The organism is Clostridium fungisolvens (assembly GCF_014193895.1).
Classification (GTDB): domain Bacteria; phylum Bacillota; class Clostridia; order Clostridiales; family Clostridiaceae; genus Clostridium_AR; species Clostridium_AR fungisolvens.
Genome location: NZ_BLZR01000001.1, coordinates 307,069 through 327,588 on the forward strand (window position 1 = coordinate 307,069; position 20,520 = coordinate 327,588).

Below are 20,520 nucleotides of genomic sequence, written 5' to 3' on the forward strand. Positions count from 1 at the left end.
CTACCAGGTGCAAGGCAGAGGCGAAGTATATGAATATACTTATCTATAGTTTGCTAGTATCAAATCTATTAGTAGTTATTATATATTTTATTATGACATTTAGACATATGCTTTTATTATTTACGAATGATAAAATAGTTGATAACGTAAAGTTTTACAACATGTTAGGCATATTTTTGATTTAATATATATTTTAAATGTTAAATAAATGGATATCAAAATAATATTTATATATTTTTCTTACTTTGTATTGTATAACCGAGTGCTATCTCTTTCTTAATATATAACTAATAAGAGGTTATATATTGGATAGTTTAATGATCATATAATTTATAGAGAAGGAGTTTTTCGGGTAAAGGGAATTGTTGATACAAGTAATGCAGCCGGAAACTTGGAACTATTTAATTTTTAGTTGTACTGTATGATTGCATTGCTTCAAAAAGAAAAATAGGCTGCATTGTTATAATTTTTACATCCTATTGTCTATATTTGAATTGATTATAATAGGTAATTTAGCAATAGTAACAGGTGCGCAATATACCTTTTTTATGGAGATGGAATATCTATAATAAGACTATTTAAAAAGCTATTATTGTGTTAGAGGACTTGTGGAGGTAATGATAGTAACTGTAATTGTAGGAGTTAAGACATACGATATACTGTTTCTCCATATTCTTCAGAGAGGAAATACAGCTATGTCTACAATTATACAATACAATAATATTTTTGAGGATATAGCTACACATTCACAGTATATAAGTATTTTTGTTAAGCAAGGTATTATTTTGCTAATTTATTTTATAATATTTAATATTTATAAAGCTTTCAAAAATGCCATGATATGAAGCAAAAATCATTTGTTTTAAGTTTATTTGTATGGAATATTATTGTCTCTAAATGTAATCCTAATCAATACTATTTAATGGGTAATTCTACTTATTATATTCAAACTTGCAGTTGTATATACATACCTAGGACAAATTAGAATTAATAAATATAAATATAAATATATTAATAAATAATAAAACTTGCTATCAGTGATAGTGTTTTTGTAAGTGGAGGTAATTGTGGGAGTAAGTTCTACTTTAAGAAAAGGAATTTTAATAAATTTTGTATCTAGATATTGTAATATTTTTGTTCAGTTAATTATAAACTCAATTTTAGCAAGACTATTACTTCCATCTGAATTTGGAGTAGTAGCTATAATATCTGTTTTTACTTCATTTTTTGCTATTTTAGGAGATATGGGTATAGGACCAGCTATAATTCAAAATAAATCTCTAAAGGATAAAGAAATTTCTGATATTTTTATTTTTTCCATATTTGCATCAATAATAATAGCTATACTTTTTTATTTCTTTTCTTATTTTGTATCAGATTTTTATGGCAATAAAATATATATAAAACTAGGTTCAATGCTTTCAATTGCTGTTCTTTTTAATATAGCTAATATAGTTCCAAATGCATTATTATATAAGAAAAAGAACTTTAAAATAGTAGGAATTATAAATGTATCTGCTAATATAATAGTAGGATGTATTACTATAACGCTAGCTATTAAAGGCTGGTCTTACTATGCATTAATTTTTGATTCTGTTTTAAAAAGTATAACTATATTCTTATTCAGCACTTTGTCTTCAAAGGTAAAAATATATAGAAGCTTTAATATAACCTCTATAAAGAAGGTAAAGAGTTACTCTACATATCAATTTCTATTTAACTTTATAAATTATTTTACTAGGAATCTAGATAATATACTGGTAGGAAAATACTTGGGAGTAAATACTCTAGCGTACTATGATAAAGCATATAAGCTTATGCTCTATCCAGTGCAAAATTTAACATATGTAATTACACCTGTTTTACATCCTATCTTATCTGATTATCAAGAGGATAAAAAAGTAATATATAATTCGTATTTAAAAATTGTTAAGCTATTGTCTCTTTTAGGAGTCTTTGCGTCTGTATTTTGTTTTTTTTCATCAAAAGAAATAATATTTATTATGTATGGAGGACAATGGACAGATAGTATCATTATATTTCAAATATTGTCACTATCTATGATTTTCCAAATGGTATTATCGAGCATTGGTTCAATATTTCAAGCAACAGGATATGTAAAAAAGCTTTTTTCAACAGGTATTATATCATCAATATTTACTATAACAGGAATACTTACAGGCATTATTACAAAAAATATAGTATATTTAGCTATAGGAATTTCGGTAGCCTTTATTTGCAATTTTATTCAGTGCTTTTATGTTTTATTAACGGATGTTTTTTTGGGAAGTTTTGTTGCTTTTTTGGTGAATCTAAAGAGTACATTAATAATTTTTGTTTTAATGGCAGTTGGTTATTCATTATTTTTAGCAGTAAGTATTGAGAATATATATATAAGTGTGATAGTCAAATTAATTATAGGTTTTCTGACATATAGTACCGGACTTTTGGTTACTAAAGAATATAAATTATTCTTAGGTTTATTTAAAAGAAGTAATGTCTAAATGAAAGTAGGACAACTTTATATATAGTTTTATAGAAGATTATGAAAATGATTTTGTGAATAGGAGAAATAAAAATATGAGCATTCCTAAAATAATTCATTATTGCTGGTTTGGAAAAAAAGAAAAGAGCAATATTATAAACAAGTGTATAACTAGTTGGAAAAAGCTAGATGGATTTATTATAAAAGAATGGAATGAAGATAATTTTGATGTGAAAAGTAATACGTATATAAAAGAAGCATATGAAAAAAAGAAATATGCTTTTGTATCCGATTACGTTAGGCTTAAGGTGTTAAGTGATTTTGGGGGAGTTTATTTTGATACAGACGTAGAAGTGAAAAAGGATATTTCAGGCTTTTTGGATAATGACTTTTTTATAGGATTTATGTATGACAGTTTATTAGGTACAGCAGTTATAGGCAGTGTTAGCAATCATATGATAATTAATGAATTATTGAAGAAATATGATGGTAAATTACTAAAATATGAAGCTAATAATAATCTTTTTACAAAGTATTTTTTAGATAACTTTAGTAAATTTAAGTTGAATAATAAGTACCAAGTGTTAGATAATAATGTTGTTGTATACCCAAAAGAGTATTTTGAGAGACCAACATTTAGCTCTTCCAAAGGTTTTACTGAACATCATTATACAGCTACATGGAAAGAAGGAGACAAATCAAAAAAGATATTGAAAAGTATGGGTAAGTTCTTGCTACGTAAAACTATATATAAAAAAATAACTGGAAAGATAGCCATAAAAAATACACCATTCTATAATATATATAAACTTCATAAAAATAAATAAATTTTTAGGTTTTATGTCAATAATAGAATACTTGTTAAAATAGAAAGAGGTGGAGATACTTTTGGGTAGACATGCATATTTAATTATTGCACATAGTGAATTTAATTTGCTAAAAATTTTATTGCATATGATTGATGATGAACGAAATGATATTTTTATTCATATCGATAAAAAAGTTAAATCATTTGATAGAGATTACATCAGCCGTGAGATTAAGAAATCAAACGTATATTTTTCAGATAGAATAAATGTAGTTTGGGGAAGTGTAAGTCAAATAGAATGTGAGCTTATGCTTTTAGATATGGCTATAAAAGGAACTTATAGTTATTATCATTTATTATCTGGCCAGGATTTACCAATAAAAAATCAAGATTATATACACGACTTTTTTGATAGAAATAATGGAAAAGAATTTATTAGGTTTAACTGTGGAAATTTTAATTATTATGATAGGGTTAAATATTATTATTTTTTTATAAACAAAATTGGAAGGTCAAAAACTTTAACTAGTAAAACGATACGTATGTTAGAAAAAATATTATTGTCTATCCAGAGTATATTAAAAGTTAATAGAATAAAAAATAGTAATATAATATATCAAAAAGGGACTAACTGGTTTAGTATTACAAACGATTTAGCACAATATGTAATTGAAAAATCTAATCAAATATTAAAGGATTATAAATATACTTTATGTTGCGATGAGGTTTTTTTACAAACCTTAGTTGTCAATTCTCCCTTTATTAATAATTTGTATCATTTAAAATTTGATAACGATATACATGCCATAATGAGACTAATTGATTGGGAGAGGGGAGACCCGTATATATTTAGGAAAGAAGATTATAAAGATTTACTAACCTCTGATATGTTGTTTGCTAGAAAGTTTAGTATGAAAACTGATAAGGATATAGTTGATATAATTTATAGCTATTTATGTAATGATGAGGGTGTAAAGCGCTAATTCATAACAAGCATTAAATCCAAGTAAAGATATATTTTTTTATAAGATTTGTTAATTGATAGCATAAGAAATATTTGTAATATCATAACTATTTTAGATCACTTTTATTGTATTGTATGGTATTGTTTAAGGCATGTGTCTATATGATAAAATCTTATAAGAAGCGCTCTTTATTTTTTACAATAAATTTCTTGTTCCTAATGATTAGTAGAGCAATATATTAAAGAGGGTTCATCAGTGTTTTTTAAAGCAATAATAAAAGGTTATTTAGGCCTTAGTATATTTATAAATGAAAAAATGCTGTTACTAATCAAATTATTTTAGTAATTTTATATAATATAGTTTATACTAGGCTGTGGAAGGTAAAACCAGATACTATACCAATGGAATTACGATATGTATTACATATAATAAGTATAATTTTAGTATTTAAAATATTAAAAAAGCTTTCTGTTTATAGTCTATGATTAAATGATTCTTTAATTATTTTGAACTTTATATTTGTAGCATCTTCAATAATGTTTTTTTGTAATTAAGAATGTATTTTCGATTTTTACCTACGTATATTATAATATCTAATTAAAAAATATATGTAATAGATATGGTTTCTATACATTATTTATTTTAAATGTGTTTTTAATTTATGTTCAATATTCTTATGCATCAAGTTTTTCTTATAGATGATATATATGGATTTTTGCTATTTCAGGTGTACAATCATTTCTATTATTTTTATCAATAATATACAATGCATTATTAATACATCCAATTTATAAAAAGTAAGTTTTGTTACTTTTCCTGTTAGTGTGATCATATTATTTATTATATCTAGGATATTCAGAATAAAAATGTTTTTTATTACTGTGCCTATTATTACAGTAGCGGTAATTGTATTTAATGGAAAAGAAGTATTTAAATTCATAAAATTATCAGTACTAATAATTATTATGATGATAGTTGGTATGTGTATATTAATTATTGTTAGCCCTCGGCTAGATTATTTTTTAATGATAACATGACAAATGAAAATGTCTGTAGATTGTCAAGTACTTTTGGTTCTCTCGCAATTTTGGTGAAATTATAACGTGGTTTAGAAAACTAAAATAAGTAGTGATTTTGCTATCAGGGTATACTATGTCAGTTTATAACTTTACTCTTTGAAAGGTCAAAATTACACCGTTCGTAGCTTGTACGTTTTAAGTTTTTTGCATTGTTTACTATTGCATACAGAAGCTTATTATTATATTTTATAGTAATGATATTTTCAATAGACATAATATCGTTTTTTACCCCACATATATAATGGGGGATCTGAAGTGTTTAGCTTAAGCAATGCAATCACATAAGGTGAGAGAAACGTATTTAAAATGTTCTCAAATTCGTTGATAAGGTTCTGTGGACCTACTAACTCAAGATGTTTTTTCTTTAAGCTAACCAGAATATCTAAATCATTGTTATTTAAATTTTCGATATTCTTACATATTGCTTTAATCACTAAGTTTAAATTTACAGTATAATTTTTCTTTGAATCAATATTATTATCTTCTATATAAAGTACTGAAGGTCTCATTATATTTTTGATTATATGAAGACAGGTATGAAAGAGATCTCTTATAGGCTAACTTGCTTAGTTTGATTAAATTTTCCTTATGGGTCTTACCCTGCTTTAATAACTTATTAATGTAATTTTTGCATTTATAAAGCTCACTTACTCTCTTTATTCCACGAGGTCATTGTATTCATTTGTCTGATTTTAAATATTCTTTTTAGTGTTTTTACAAATGAAGTATTCTCTATCTAGCTACCTCAACACTTGTTTCAGAGTGATGCTTATTATTATTTCTTTCATAATATACCACTTAGATTTTATTTTTCCATATATTAATGATAATTTCATGCTGTTTTTATCTTAACTAATATAATTAATCTCTTCTAGATGATTTGATTTAAACGAGTTCTTAGAAAAATTTTTTTGATATACCAATTCACATTGTGAAGAAAGTTTTTTGCTAAATTGATTTTATCAGTTACGTGAATGACATTAGTTAATACCTCGGTAATTGCTCCAGAATTTTATATTGAATCATCTCTATATACTTTCTTAAACGCTCAGATATCACATCTTTATTTTTACTCGTTAATATATATGGAATTATGCTTCTATACATATAGCGGATTAGAGTACAATATTTTTCTATCTTTTTTAATGCAAAAACATCTGAATCTATATTTTTAACTAAATAATGAACTTTAATTGCGTCTTTAAATAAATTTCTTACTAATGTTAATATAGTATCATTATATATATAATTGATACGGTTTCAGCATTAATCATTAAAGCTAAGAATGTTATTAATTTAATAACATTCTTGGTAACTCTTGAGTATGTAGAAACAAAGCTTTCCAGTAAAAGTTTTTGAATATGGCATTGACAACATTATTATCATAAAAATTGATCCAGTATCTGCATATCTTTCACAATCCCATCTAAAAACATAGTTTTTAATTTATTATTAAGTGTAAATCAACAATTCTAATTTACAATATATTAAGCATGAATTAGTTAATGATACTATATATTGAAGTATCATCTACTCGCAAAAGTTTAACTTGCCTTTAATGTGTGGGCAAATATAATAAATCTAATTCATAGTAAAAAAAGAGTTTTCAAGACTTACCTAAGAAAATAATTATTACTTTAAGAATATAGAAAGAATTTTTGGAATAACGAAACTGTTCTAGAAAGTGTTGATATAAATTTTAGGGTTTTTAGAACCTAACGAGAAAAGTTCTAGATTATAGAATGAGTTAATATAATAGATAGGGGTTTCACAATCAAAGTTTGTAAAGATGATTTTGCAATGAAAAAATGTAGTATTTCTGGAACAGTTATGGTTGATATTGAGACAAAAAATATAATAAATATATAGATTCTAAAGATTTAGATAATGTAGTTGAATGATTGAAAGCATATGCAACTGGTATAAAGAGGGTTCATCTGGAATCGATCCGGATCAGTGATAGATTTAATCTATTGAAGAATTAACTGAATAGTTTAAAAACTATCAAACTAATGCCTTGAGTTTTAAGATAAAGTGAAAGAACAAAACAATAGGAATCCTAGGCGATAAATAGCTTGCATTCTTAATTGTATAAATCAATCAAAGACTATATGTGCTAGAGATGAATTTTATAAACAAATAGGATTTGAATTAATGATGGATAGACGTGTTGTTAAGGAATATCTTTCTCCCGAAGGATCTGAGTTAATTCTTAAGGAAAATAATTCTTCAAACTTAAATCATAAAGAAAAAGTTATTAAGAATGAGAAAAGCTTAAATTAAACTCGTAACTTGCATAAGCAAGTCACGGAATAAGAGAAACTATAAAGAGAAACAGGAGTATCATGACAAACTGTTAGAAAATATCTTGATAGTAATGCCTGTGGGGTCCACGGCATATTTAGAATTCGTAAAAGACCTTCTTTATTACCATTTAATAGCGTAATCTATGACTTACTTTAAAAAAATATACATTTAAAAGAATTGGAGAAAATCTGTGCTTAAACGGTTGTACAGACGTTGCTTGACCAATACGAATGATTTTAAAAGAAAAAGAGGATTAATAAGGCAAGTTATAGACCTTACTTATCTGAAGTATGGATTGATTGGTCGCAAATATTTTATAAATTACTATGATAAGCCAACAGATAAAGTTATTTCTATAAAATAATTGGAGGTAATAGGCAAAGAAATCGCCTTTCTTGCCCAAAATATATTTATTATTAATTGATTCATTCAAAGAAATTTTATTTAGCAAGAAGCAAAGTGATTTAGATACTTGGCTTGAAAATGATAATCAGTTAAATATATTTGAAATTAATAGCTTTATTAAGGGGTTAACTAAAAATATAGCTGAAGTTAAAAATTATATCATATAAGAATATATCAGTGGGATAGCAGAAGATAGTTTAAATAATATAAAGACAAAAAAGAGAATAATGTATGGAAGATGTACTTTTAATACTTTGATTAAAAAGTTCTTTTTTAATCGAAGAGTTAATACTTTCAACTAACCTTGCAGAGAATTAAGATTTAATGTATTTTTACTAATTAAAATCATGGATTAATATATTTGATTATATAGAATAAGATACATTTAAAACTGATTATCCGGAAAAGATATAGATATATATGATTTTGTATTTAAAACAAGAGAAGAATATTGTGCATTAATTTATGAGATGGGAAAATAGATGATTCTAGGGCTCAGAACACCATCGTATATTATTAATAAATAATAAAAACTATTGATTTATTGTAGGAGGAACTAAAGTATTTGATACTCTGTATTGTGTCAATATTATATTTAGGAAGATATAGTATTATTAGAAATAATATTATTTAGTATAGGAAGTGGTTGAATGAAAAAAAATAATAGAAGAGTATTTTTAGCCTTGGTTGTATTAATAGTGTTAATATTGTTCCATCCTATCAATAATTATTATAATGCAGATGATAAAGAAAAGCATCAAATTAATAATATAAGCATAATAAAACTATTAAAACAAACTAATAAAAATAATGAACATCCTAGATTGATGATGGGGAAATCCGATATAGAGAGAATTAAAACTTATATAAATAATGATAAATTCGTAAATCAACAATATAATAATTTAAAAAATAAAGCTGAAAAGATTATTAATGAGCCACCTGTGAGATATGATTTGACAGATGGTGTTAGGCTACTTTCTATCAGTAGAAAAGCATTAGATAGACTTCTAACCTTAGGATTACTGTATAACATCACTGGTGAAGAGATTTACGCTAAAAGAGGATGGATTGAACTTGAAACAATCTGTGATTTAAATCCCGATAGAATAAGTTTTTCGTTTTATGATTGGCATCCCCAACATTTCTTAGATACTGCTGAAATGACTACAGCTGCAGCAATTGGTTATGATTGGCTCTATAATTATCTTAATGAAAATCAAAGGAATGAAGTAAGAGAAGCTATATATACAAAAGGAGTTAAAGAAGGCTTAGATGCTTATGTTAAGAAAGATTCATGGACTAAATCTGATAATAATTGGAATGCAGTTTGCTACAGCGGAATAGCAATTGGAGCTCTAGCGATAGGCGGTGATAACGAAAGATATGAGAAAGATGCTGGGGCGTTCCTTGAGATAGCTATTAATAAAATATCGGGATTTTTATCACAATACACATTAAATGGAGGTTGGTTTGAAGGTGCTAATTATTGGGATTATGCTACAACATATTGTGCTTATTTTATATCGTCACTAGATTCATCTCTTAAAACTGATTATGAAATAACTAAAGGAAAAGATTTTGAAAAAGCTGGCGATTTTTTAATATATATGACTGGACCTAAAGCAGTATTTAATTATGCTGATTCACTTCAGTGGAAGATTAAAACTCCAGTAATGGTATGGCTTGCTAGTAAATTTAATAATAGTGAGTATTTATGGTACTACAAGAGCATAGTTTCTACAAGTGATACTTCACCAATGAGCATAATTTGGTACAATGACAAAATAAATGAATCCAAGGTTAAGCAGGAGGATATGTATTTCCCTGGAATAGAGGTAGCTGTCATGCACACGAATATACTAAATAATGACGATACTTTCCTGGCTTTTAAAGCGGGTAAAAATGGATTGTCTCATAGTGATTTAGATTTAGGAACTTTTGTATATGATACTCTTGGAGAGAGATGGTTTGAGGATCTAGGAAGTGAGGATTACAATGTTAAGGGGTATTGGAATATGGGGGATGACGGTTTAAGATGGACTTATTATAGAAAAAGAGCTGAAGGTCATAATACTTTAGTTATTAATGGAGATAAGGGAAAGCCGGATCAAAATGTTAAAGCTGATACAAAAATACAAAGTTTTATTTCAGGAAAGAAAAAATCAGTAGCTACACTACACTTAACTGATGCTTATATGCCGAAGGTATCCTCTTTTACCAGAACTTTTACTCTATTAAAAAGTGAGAAAAAGGTTTATATAGAGGATATAATACGATCTGCAAATAAACTAAGTATAGAGTGGAATGCTCATACAACTGCTGATGTAAAGATATCCTTAGATAAAAGAAGTGCAACACTTTATAAGAATGGTAAAAAAATATTTGTAAATTTAAAATCTCCGAATAAAGCTTTTTTTTATATACAAAAAATAAATAGTAAGGATAAATTATTCAAGCCTGATATTGATAATCAATTTATTTGCAATAATCTTATTATTAATGTTAACACTAGTGACAATGCAATGATTTTAGTTGAGATATCTCAATAGATATGCTTTATTAATATAGAAAGGCTAGTGTTATTTAAAATCCTGACTTCTATTTTTTTGTGTTTGGCAAGCATAAATGATGGACACAATCTTAGTAGATAATAGAAGTTGAGATAAAGAGAAGTTTTTTAATTATATTTGTAAATTATATGTATATATTTAAAAGGATATACTTTCTTTAGGTTATGCTTTAAGATGCTGTTGATTTTTGATAATGATATTTTTTTATGAATCAGTAATTATTAAAATACAATTTAACAGCGATATCTGAAGCTTCATTACATGTTGAATTTCCATATCTTTTTAAAACAGAGTTTTTATTTAAAATTTAAAGAATAATATGACTAATTATTTATAATTAGATAATAAATATTAAGATTTTGTAATTTAATTAAGTATATTTGTATAGAGATGGGGGAGTATGAAGAAATACATTAGACTTAGCTTTATTATTTTGGTGTGCATTTATATTTTATATGTCAAGTAAATCACCAATAATATCTGCCTATAGTTCTAATGACATTGCTTTCATATAAAAATGGATTAATAATCTTCCTGGGAAAATAGTTAATTATAGAAGTTCTTAAGATTTATTTAATCCACATATAGATGAAATTTAGATTTAATTTATGAAGTACATAGGTCGTTTCTCTATGTGTCACCTTTATGTTAAATTGTTTAATAACCCATTTTCTCACTTAATAGTCCGATTCACTTTAGAATCGAAGATTACAGCTTCTATAATTAAATTTCTCTCGCATTGAATTGATTTTCTTATGAGATTCGCCGCAGTGCGTAATGTTTAATACTTAAGATTCTTCTTATTTATAATTTTTTATATAAGAAGCAACAGTATTTTCGCCTATATTTTCAACTTCATCTATTTTTCTTTTAATTCATTGGGATCATCTTCATGTACAGCAATCTTATAAAGAATTAAAATATCCTTATTTAGAACATTACTATAATTTTTATTTTATACTGTGATTTAGATGTCTTAATATTAGTGTATAATTTGACTTAAATATCATATCTAAGCTTTCACCTTACAATATATATATATATAACTAAAAATATATCTTAAAATTATTAATTAATAGTATCGAATAAGACTACCACCAAAATTACAAGAACATCAGTTTTATAAACATAAATTAACAAAACTAAAACCATAAAAATCTAATCATACCGCAAATGTATCTTATTCTGAAATCCTATCCCTTGCAGCAATACAAACGTCTTAGGTACATATATAAAAACCAATTTTTCATTTTCTTTAATCTCGTTAGTTTCGACTACAGCCCACTTTTCTACCGGCCCATGTTCGGACACATCTGTTTTAACTTCATCGTCAGCATACGGAGTATAATTTTTGGCCTCTTTGCTTACCCAAAAGAAAACACGGAAGTGAGGTAAGTGATCCTTTCCTATTATATAATCATAAGTTGGGTTACCTCTTTTTTCTTTATGAGTATCTTTGGATAGTTTTTTACCCACAGGAATAGAATTTATTTCTTTTGCATTTGAGCTATGAATCGGTATACAGCAAAAATAACTAATTATTATTAGAGCAATTGCCGATATTTTTATATGCTTTTTAGATACCATAAGCACACATCCTTGTGCTAATATAATTTATACTAAGTATTAACTTAAAAGGTTTTTAGTATGCAGGAAATCCTATGGAACATACTGATAAGAAAATGTATATAAATTTAGAGATCAGCATTAAGATAAGACGGGGAAGATCAAGAGGGAAATAGTAACACGAACCTTTTTGAAAGTATATAAGTGTATTTACATATTATGATTTATTATGATATGTAAATACATTTTTTTTTGCAGTAAATGTGTGAAAGTATATGATTTTTTGCTTTAAAGTCAAATGATTAACCTAGTATGAAAATTGAGGAAACCGAAGAAAATGCAAGAAATTGCCTGTATTTTTTGATTTAATAATGCTAAAATGTATTGTGAACAGACACGTAAAGATAAAATATGTGGGAAAATACAAAAAAACAAATAATACTATGAAATATTACAATGGTTTCGACGAAAAATCCGTGGTAAAAGTTAGGATTATAAAAATTGAGATACATTATTATGGTTTCACATGCATTAATTTGGGTGTGGAATGTTTGTGTTAATATATGTTATAATTCAATTAAAGAAAATACTATAATAGATGAAAAAAATGTAAAAAGTTATACGTGCCATAAATGGACACGCTGTTATTGTGGTATTATAATTAAAACATTGCAAAAAAGTAGAGAAAATTGACGATTAATGAAGTTTATTTGTAAAAGCTGAATATATATCAATGTGGGATTTTAATTATAAAAAGGGAGAGTGAAATTGTTGAAATACCTTAAATATCATAGGGGCCTGCTTTTAGCATTAATAGATATAATGCTGATAAATCTATCCTATATCTTAGCGCTTTATTTTAGATTTTCTTTCTCCATACCGAAGGAGTATTGGTATAACTACAAGATAAGTGTTGGTTTCATAATTTTAATTTATATGATAAGTTTTTATGTTTTTAGAATCTATAAAAGTCTTTGGACATATGCAGGGACTGATGAGTTTTTGCTGGCGGTAGCCAGTTGCTTTGCTGCAGGTATAGTTGGCACAATCTTCACTAAAATAGTAGGCTTATCATTGCCTTTTAGTGTAGAAATTCTTTCTTCACTATTTGCTACTATGTTTATTTGTGGTTTTAGAATAATGTTTAGGATTTATAGAAGAGTATTAATAATTGTTGGGAGAATAGAGCGAAACAACTTGAAAAGAGTTATGATTGTTGGTGCTGGTTCAGCTGGAGCAATGATAATAAGAGAAATGAAAGCTCATAACGAAATGAATTACGAGCCTGTATTAATTGTAGATGACAATAGTTTTAAAAGAGGAACTTCAATATCAGGAATAAAGATATTAGGAGGCAGAAATAGCATAGAAAAACTTGTTATAGAGAAAAAAATTGATGTAATCTTAATAGCGATTCCATCTCTAGATAGAGAAAATAAAAAACAGATAATAGATATATGTAAAAAGACAGGAGCAAAAATAAAGATAGTTCCTGGAGTTTATGAACTTATAGACGAGAAGTATCTACTAAATAAGATAAGGGATGTAGACGTAGAAGATCTACTAGGAAGAGATCCTATAAAGTTAGATATGGATGGAATTTCTGATTACTTAGAAGATAAAGTTGTTTTGGTTACTGGGGGTGGAGGATCTATAGGCTCTGAACTTTGCAGGCAGATAGTAAGATTTAATCCAAAGCAGCTGCTTATATTAGATATCTATGAAAATAATGCTTATGACCTTCAAAACGAACTTAAGTATAAATATCCAAATTTAAATTTAGAAGTTATCATAGCATCTGTAAGAGATAAAAGAAGATTAGAAAATATATTTAAGGAATTTAAACCTGAAGTTATATTCCATGCTGCTGCACATAAGCACGTACCATTAATGGAACATAATCCATCTGAAGCAGTTAAGAATAATGTGTTTGGTACTTTAAATATTGCTGAATGTGCTAATAAGTTTAAAGTTAAAAGATTTGTGATGATCTCTACAGATAAGGCGGTTAATCCTACAAATATAATGGGTGCGACTAAGAGAATGTGTGAAATGATAATACAAGCTATGGACAAGATAAGTGAAACAGAGTTTGTGGCTGTTAGATTTGGAAATGTGCTTGGAAGTAACGGTTCAGTAATACCGCTATTTAAGAAACAAATTGCTCAAGGTGGACCTATAACCCTTACTCATAAAGAGATAACAAGATTCTTTATGACTATACCTGAAGCATCTCAACTAGTGCTTCAGGCTGGTGCATATGCAAATGGTGGAGAAATATTTGTACTTGATATGGGAAAGCCAGTTAAAATATATGATCTTGCAGTAGATCTTATAAAGCTGTCAGGACTTGAGCCTAATGTAGATATTGAAATAAAGGTTACTGGGCTAAGACCAGGAGAAAAGCTTTATGAAGAACTACTTATGGACGAAGAAGGTTTAGATAGCACAAGCCATGAAAAGATATTTGTAGGAAGACCTATAGTCGATAATATAGATGAACTTAAGAGAAAGCTTAGTGAGTTAAGTTTTATATTAGAGAAGGAAGGTAAAAAAGAGATCTTCTATAAGGTAATGGACATAGTTCCTACCTATTTGAATCCAGCACTTAGTGAGGTAAGTGTTACTATTGAAAAGTAACTTTAAATTTATGATATTAGAATTTCTATAAATACTTAGTAAATGTTATGAAAGTGATATTTGTATTTTAAAATTAAGTTTAGAAAAAAAGTGAGGTAAATAAAATGAATGATATCAATATACGAAATATACCGTTTTCTCCACCAGATATTACAGATCAAGAGATAGAAGAAGTTATAAAAGCGATGAAATCAGGTTGGATTACAACTGGACCAAGAACTAAAGAATTTGAGAGAAGAATAGCTGAATATATCGGGGTAAATAAGGCAGCTTGTCTTAACTCAGCAACTGCTGCTATGGAACTTACACTACGTATTTTGGGAGTAGGGCCAGGCGATGAGGTTATTACTTCAGCATATACATATACAGCATCAGCTTCAGTAATAGATCACGTAGGTGCTAAAATAGTTCTAGTTGATACAGCGCCTGATTCTTTTGAAATGGATTATGAAAAGCTTAAAGATGCTATTACAGAAAAGACAAAGGTTATTATCCCAGTTGATATTGCTGGAAAAATGTGTGACTACGATACGATTTATAGAGTAGTTGAAGGTAAAAAGGAATTATTTAAAGCCAATAATAAAATTCAAGAACTATTTAATAGAATAATTGTGTTGGCTGATGCAGCACATGCATTTGGAGCAGAACAACATGAATTAAAATGTGGACAGGTAGCAGATTTTACTTCATTTTCTTTCCATGCTGTTAAAAATGTTACAACTGCAGAAGGTGGTGCTGTTGTTTGGAGAAGTGACTTAGGATTAGATGATGAGTGGATTTATAAGCAGTTCATGTTATATAGTCTTCATGGGCAGTCAAAGGATGCATTAGCAAAGACTCAAAAAGGTGCATGGGAGTATGACATTGTGTATCCAGCTTTCAAGTGTAATATGACTGATATTTTGGCTAGCTTTGGACTAATACAGTTAAGTAGATATGAAGGTCTTATGGGAAGACGTAAGATAATAATAGAGGCTTATGATAAAGCACTTTCACAAATTGCAGTTGAAAGCCTAGTGCATTATGGAGAGGATTTTGCTTCTACTGGACACCTATATTTAGCTAGAATACCTGGAATCGGTGAAGTTGAAAGAAATGAAATTATTATAAAAATGGCTGAAGCTGGTATTGCAACAAATGTACATTACAAACCACTGCCTATGTTTACAGCTTACAAGAATTTAGGGTTTGATATTAAGGATTATCCAAATGCTTATAAGCAGTATGCTAATGAAATTACACTTCCACTTCATACTCTATTAAGTGATGATGATGTTGAGTATGTGTGTGAAAGTTTGAAAATAGCTATGGGCCATGTTTTAAATAGATAGATTACTAGAGATAGGGGGGATGTGGATGTATAAATTTTTTTTTAAGAGAGTGTGTGATTTAGTAGTATCTATAATCGCATTACCGTTTTGGCTGATTGTACTATTAATAATTGGACCAATCATATATTTTCAAGATAGAGGATCAATTTTCTATAATGCACCGCGCCTTGGCAAGGACGGAAGGATATTTAAAATGTATAAATTCCGTTCGATGAAAATTAACGCTCCAGATATAAGAAATGAGGATGGCTCTACATTTAATTCAGAGGATGATCCAAGATTAACCCACATAGGAAAGTTAATGCGTAAAGCGAGTATTGATGAACTCCCTCAGTTGCTCAATGTTCTAATAGGGGATATGAGTATTATAGGACCTCGTCCGGATTTACCAGAAGATTTAAAACTTTACAATGATTTTCAAAAAAAGAGATTAGAAGTGAAACCTGGTATTACAGGATATAGTCAAGCGTATTTTAGAAATTCAGCAACACAAGAAGAAAAATTCAACAATGATAGTTTTTATGCTGAAAATATTACGTTGTTATTTGATTTAAAAATTGTTCTTAAAACTATTGTAACAGTATTGAGAAAAGAAAATGTTTATAAGAATAAAGGTGAATATGGCAATAAGACTACAATAAAACAATAAATAGCTGTATAGCATATTAAGAGGATAATTATTATGAAAAAGATTATGATTCTAGGAGCTAGTATATTACAACTTCCGGCCATAAGAAAAGCAAAAGATATGGGATTGAAAACTATAGTTGTAGATATGGATAAAAATGCAATTGGTTTTAAAGAAGCTGATGTCTGTTTGTATATAAGTACAATTGATATAGATTCTGTTGTTGAGGCTGCAAAAAAATATCAAATAGATGGAATTATAACACTGGCAAGTGATATGCCAATGAGAACAATAGCAAGAGTAGCTAAAGAGTTGAATATCGTAGGTATTACTGAAGATACAGCATTTAAAGCAACAAATAAAGTAAGTATGAGAACATGTTTGAAAGAAAATGATGTTCCAGTTCCAACTTTTTATCGAGTTAAAAATGAAGAAGAGTACAAAAATGCAATTCGTGGATTTCAGAGTAAATTAATTGTAAAGCCAGCAGATAATTCAGGGAGCCGAGGAGTTTTTCTTATAGAAGATATTCATGACGAAGCAGTAATTAAGTATGCTTACGAATATAGTAGAAAATATTCTAGAAGTGGTGAAATAATTGTAGAAGATTACATGGAAGGTCCAGAAGTGAGTGTTGAAACACTAAGTATAAATGGAGAAGTTAGTGTTATAGCTATTACGGATAAGTTAACAACTGGTGCACCAAGATTCGTTGAAATGGGACATTCTGAACCATCAAAGCTGGAGAGAGGCATTCAAGAACAGATTAGAGATGTCGCAAAACGAGCAGTAAAAGCAATTGGAATTGAAAATGGACCGTCTCATACTGAAATTAAGGTCACAAAAGATGGGCCGAAAATTGTGGAAATTGGTGCAAGACTAGGTGGAGATAACATAACTACCTCTCTTGTTCCTTTGTCAACTGGAGTAAATATGGTTGAGTGTTGCATAAGAATAGCTCTTGGTGAAAAACCTGATATTGAGCAGAAATTCCATAAGAGTTCTGCAATTAGATACTTTGATACTCCGGTAGGGATTCTTAAAGATATTGAAGGCATAGAGGAAGCCAAGAAATTAGACGGAATTAAACAGATAAGTTTCACTAAGAATATTGGTGATAAGGTTGGAATTATACTTAGTAGTGTTGATAGAATTGGCTTTGTGATTGCCCAAGATGAGACAACGGAAAAGGCGATTAAGGATTGTGAAGAAGCTATAAAAAGAATATTAATTACTGTTGAAGATAAATAAATTTGTACTATGTAGAATAATTCTAAATTGGTGCTAGAAGGGAGCTTTATGAAGAAAGTTGTGTTATTAAGTGCTACTAACACGGATTATGAACCAAGAATGCAGTTTGCTGAAAAATACTTCCACGACAGAGGTTACGAAACTACTATAATATTGTCGGATTTTAGTCATATTAATAAGAAAAAAATCGAAACTTTTAACAATAAATTTAAATATATAAAAACAATACCGTATTCAAAAAATCTTTCAGTTATGAGAATAATTTCGCATAGAAATTTTTCGAAAAAGGTATATTATGAATTATGCAAAATAAAACCTGACATTATTTTTGCCGAAATGCCACCAAATTTTATAGGTAAATACATAGCTAAATATAAGAGAAAATATGGTGCTGAAATTATATTTGATATATGTGATTTATGGCCAGAATCACTTCCTATTGAAAAACTTAAAGGGCCATTAAAATTGCCACTTAACATTTGGAGAAATTTGAGAGATAAAAATATAGTAGAGGCAGATAGAATTATTGTAGAGTGTAATCTGTTCAGAGAGGTTCTTTGTTCAGTGACCAAAAATGTGAAAACTGCAACTATTTATTTAAGTAAACATGATAATTTCAAATTAAATGATGTATTAATTGACGCTGAAAAAATTAATGTTTGTTATTTGGGATCAATTAATAATATTATTGACATTGAGACAATAGTGAAAATACTATCTGAGATTAATAAGTATAAAGTGGTAAATGTTCATATTATAGGTTCAGGAGAACAGAAACATAAATTCATCCAAGCTTTAGAAGATAGCAATATAAGTGTTGAGTATTATGGAATTTTGTTCAATGAAAGTGATAAACATAAGATAATGTCTCAATGCAATTTTGGTTTAAATATTATGAAGAGTGGAATACATGTAGGTATGACGATGAAATCATTAGATTATTTCAGTGAAGGATTACCAATATTAAATAACATTCAGTATGATACAAAGGATATGGTGGAAAATCACAGAATAGGGTTTAATGTTGATAATGAAGATATTGTAAATCTGGCTAAATCAATTATTTCAATGGAAAAAAATGATTTTATTAAAATGCGAGAGAGAACTAATGCTGTTTTCAAACAATATTTTACGCCAGACGTATTTAATAAAATGTTCGATGATTTAATGAAATAGAATTGTAGCTAAAGGAGAAGTCCATGAGAATAGTTTTAGTTTTTGAGCATCATTTTTATGAGGATACAGATGGGAATGTGTGGTGTGATCGCATTGTGGATTACAATTACTTGAAGAGATATTTGGATGTATTCAAAAATATTATTGTATTTGCAAGAATTCAAAAGGTGAGCGAAAATTGTCATTCAAAACTTTTGGTAAGCGGAGACTGTGTTGAATTCTATGGAATTAAAAATTTCTATGGGATTAAGGGATTAATACAAAATTATCAATCAATTATAGCAAACTTTAAAAAAGTTCTTGATAAAAGTGATGGTATAATCGTGCGGGCTCCGTCTATATTGTCGATTATTCTATACAAAGAGATTGTGAAGAAAAATAAACCTTTTTTGGTGGAGTTTGTGATGGATGCAAATAAGTTAATAGGGTCAAATAGTATTGTAGCTAAATTAGCAAATAATATAATAGAAAAACGTGCAAAGGATTTATGCCAGAAAGCTATAGGTGTATCTTATGTTACAAAGAATATCTTGCAAGAAAAGTATCCAGCTAAAGTAAGGAACTTGGAAGATAAAAATGTTAAATATTTTGAAGCTTATTACTCATCTATTGATTTGGAAGATTCCTTCTATTTTAAAAGGGATTATAGATATTTAAAGGATGAGACTTTTAAATTAATTCATGTTGGATATATGGATACTTATCAAAAGGGACATTTAATTGCATTAGATACTGTTGCTAGATTGTTAAATGATGGATATAAAGTTGATATTTCCTTTATTGGTGATGGGAACTTAATGGATGAGTTTAAAGAGTATGGTATTAGATTAGGAATTCAAAATCAAGTTTTCTTTTTAGGTAGTATTAATAAGAAAAATGTTATTCGTGAGAATTTATTAAATGCAAATATGTTTATTTTTCCTTCTGAATCAGAAGGACTTCCAAGAGTTTTGATAGAGGCTATGGCGACAGGATTACCTATTACTGCATCAGCTACAGATGGTATTCCAGAACTTGTAAGCGAAGAATGGCTCTCAAAGAGCAATATACCTGAGGAATATGAATCAATTATTAAAAATGCGATTAACAATCCTAATAAACTGATTGATGCGAGTAAAATAAATTATAAAAATTCTCAGGAATACCATAAAGAGATTCTTAGAACAAGAAGAATTGAATTCTATAGTAAATTTAAAAATTATATAAGTTCGTTGGTATAGATAAACAGATATTATTATATTGAAATAATTTACTAGTTAATATATTATTTAATTTTTTAATTGTTTTAATATATTGATTTAGTCAG

At 27.9% G+C, this 20,520-nt stretch carries 12 protein-coding genes; 11 read left to right on the forward strand and 1 reads right to left on the reverse strand.

The window, feature by feature from the left end; translation table 11 throughout:
* The first annotated feature begins 1,067 nt into the window (after positions 1-1,067).
* The 5 genes from bsdtw1_RS01205 to bsdtw1_RS01220 all read left to right on the forward strand — a co-directional run bounded on the left by bsdtw1_RS01205 (position 1,068) and on the right by bsdtw1_RS01220 (position 10,601).
* Entirely contained in the window at positions 1,068-2,504 is a 1,437-nt protein-coding gene (locus bsdtw1_RS01205; protein ID WP_183275776.1) for a lipopolysaccharide biosynthesis protein, read from the forward strand.
* Positions 2,505-2,535: 31 nt separating this feature from the next.
* Positions 2,536-3,312 carry a glycosyltransferase family 32 protein gene (locus bsdtw1_RS01210; RefSeq protein WP_183279697.1) on the forward strand — a complete coding sequence of 259 codons (777 nt, stop codon included), beginning with the start codon at positions 2,536-2,538 and terminating at the stop codon, positions 3,310-3,312.
* 61 nt (positions 3,313-3,373) lie between these two features.
* Positions 3,374-4,276: a beta-1,6-N-acetylglucosaminyltransferase gene (locus bsdtw1_RS01215; protein WP_244638087.1), complete on the forward strand. Its 903-nt coding sequence runs from the start codon at positions 3,374-3,376 to the stop codon at positions 4,274-4,276.
* Between the two features lie 3,215 nt (positions 4,277-7,491).
* Positions 7,492-7,620, forward strand: a complete 129-nt coding sequence (locus bsdtw1_RS23570; protein WP_280514116.1) for a hypothetical protein — start codon at positions 7,492-7,494, stop codon at positions 7,618-7,620.
* 1,079 nt (positions 7,621-8,699) lie between these two features.
* Positions 8,700-10,601, forward strand: coding sequence for a heparinase II/III domain-containing protein (locus bsdtw1_RS01220; protein ID WP_183275777.1), 1,902 nt, complete (start codon positions 8,700-8,702; stop codon positions 10,599-10,601).
* A gap of 1,179 nt (positions 10,602-11,780) precedes the next feature.
* Here the strand turns inward: bsdtw1_RS01220 and bsdtw1_RS01225 are convergent.
* Positions 11,781-12,209, reverse strand: coding sequence for a hypothetical protein (locus tag bsdtw1_RS01225; protein ID WP_183275778.1), 429 nt, complete (start codon positions 12,207-12,209; stop codon positions 11,781-11,783).
* 801 nt (positions 12,210-13,010) lie between these two features.
* Between bsdtw1_RS01225 and bsdtw1_RS01230 the strand changes: the two genes are divergently transcribed.
* From bsdtw1_RS01230 to bsdtw1_RS01255, 6 genes are all read left to right on the forward strand, one after another.
* On the forward strand, positions 13,011-14,828 hold the full coding sequence (locus tag bsdtw1_RS01230) for a polysaccharide biosynthesis protein (RefSeq protein WP_183279699.1): 1,818 nt from the start codon (positions 13,011-13,013) through the stop codon (positions 14,826-14,828).
* A 104-nt stretch (positions 14,829-14,932) separates the two neighbouring features.
* Positions 14,933-16,159, forward strand: coding sequence for a DegT/DnrJ/EryC1/StrS family aminotransferase (locus tag bsdtw1_RS01235; protein WP_183275779.1), 1,227 nt, complete (start codon positions 14,933-14,935; stop codon positions 16,157-16,159).
* 25 nt (positions 16,160-16,184) lie between these two features.
* A complete protein-coding gene (locus bsdtw1_RS01240) occupies positions 16,185-16,808 on the forward strand; it encodes a sugar transferase (protein ID WP_183275780.1) in 624 nt (207 codons plus the stop codon).
* A gap of 33 nt (positions 16,809-16,841) precedes the next feature.
* Positions 16,842-18,038, forward strand: a complete 1,197-nt coding sequence (locus bsdtw1_RS01245; protein WP_183275781.1) for an ATP-grasp domain-containing protein — start codon at positions 16,842-16,844, stop codon at positions 18,036-18,038.
* Positions 18,039-18,086: 48 nt separating this feature from the next.
* Positions 18,087-19,214 (forward strand): glycosyltransferase, encoded by a 1,128-nt coding sequence (locus tag bsdtw1_RS01250; protein ID WP_183275782.1) that lies wholly within the window; start codon positions 18,087-18,089, stop codon positions 19,212-19,214.
* Between the two features lie 23 nt (positions 19,215-19,237).
* Entirely contained in the window at positions 19,238-20,434 is a 1,197-nt protein-coding gene (locus tag bsdtw1_RS01255) for a glycosyltransferase family 4 protein (RefSeq protein ID WP_183275783.1), read from the forward strand.
* Positions 20,435-20,520: the final 86 nt, after the last annotated feature.

Coding starts and splice junctions, on each gene's coding strand:
- bsdtw1_RS23570 (WP_280514116.1), top strand. CDS start 7,492: ATGATGGATAGACGTGTTGTTAAGGAATATCTTTCTCCCGAAGGATCT.
- bsdtw1_RS01220 (WP_183275777.1), top strand. CDS start 8,700: ATGAAAAAAAATAATAGAAGAGTATTTTTAGCCTTGGTTGTATTAATA.
- bsdtw1_RS01225 (WP_183275778.1), bottom strand. CDS start 12,209: ATGGTATCTAAAAAGCATATAAAAATATCGGCAATTGCTCTAATAATA.
- bsdtw1_RS01230 (WP_183279699.1), top strand. CDS start 13,011: ATGCTGATAAATCTATCCTATATCTTAGCGCTTTATTTTAGATTTTCT.
- bsdtw1_RS01235 (WP_183275779.1), top strand. CDS start 14,933: ATGAATGATATCAATATACGAAATATACCGTTTTCTCCACCAGATATT.
- bsdtw1_RS01240 (WP_183275780.1), top strand. CDS start 16,185: ATGTATAAATTTTTTTTTAAGAGAGTGTGTGATTTAGTAGTATCTATA.
- bsdtw1_RS01245 (WP_183275781.1), top strand. CDS start 16,842: ATGAAAAAGATTATGATTCTAGGAGCTAGTATATTACAACTTCCGGCC.
- bsdtw1_RS01250 (WP_183275782.1), top strand. CDS start 18,087: ATGAAGAAAGTTGTGTTATTAAGTGCTACTAACACGGATTATGAACCA.
- bsdtw1_RS01255 (WP_183275783.1), top strand. CDS start 19,238: ATGAGAATAGTTTTAGTTTTTGAGCATCATTTTTATGAGGATACAGAT.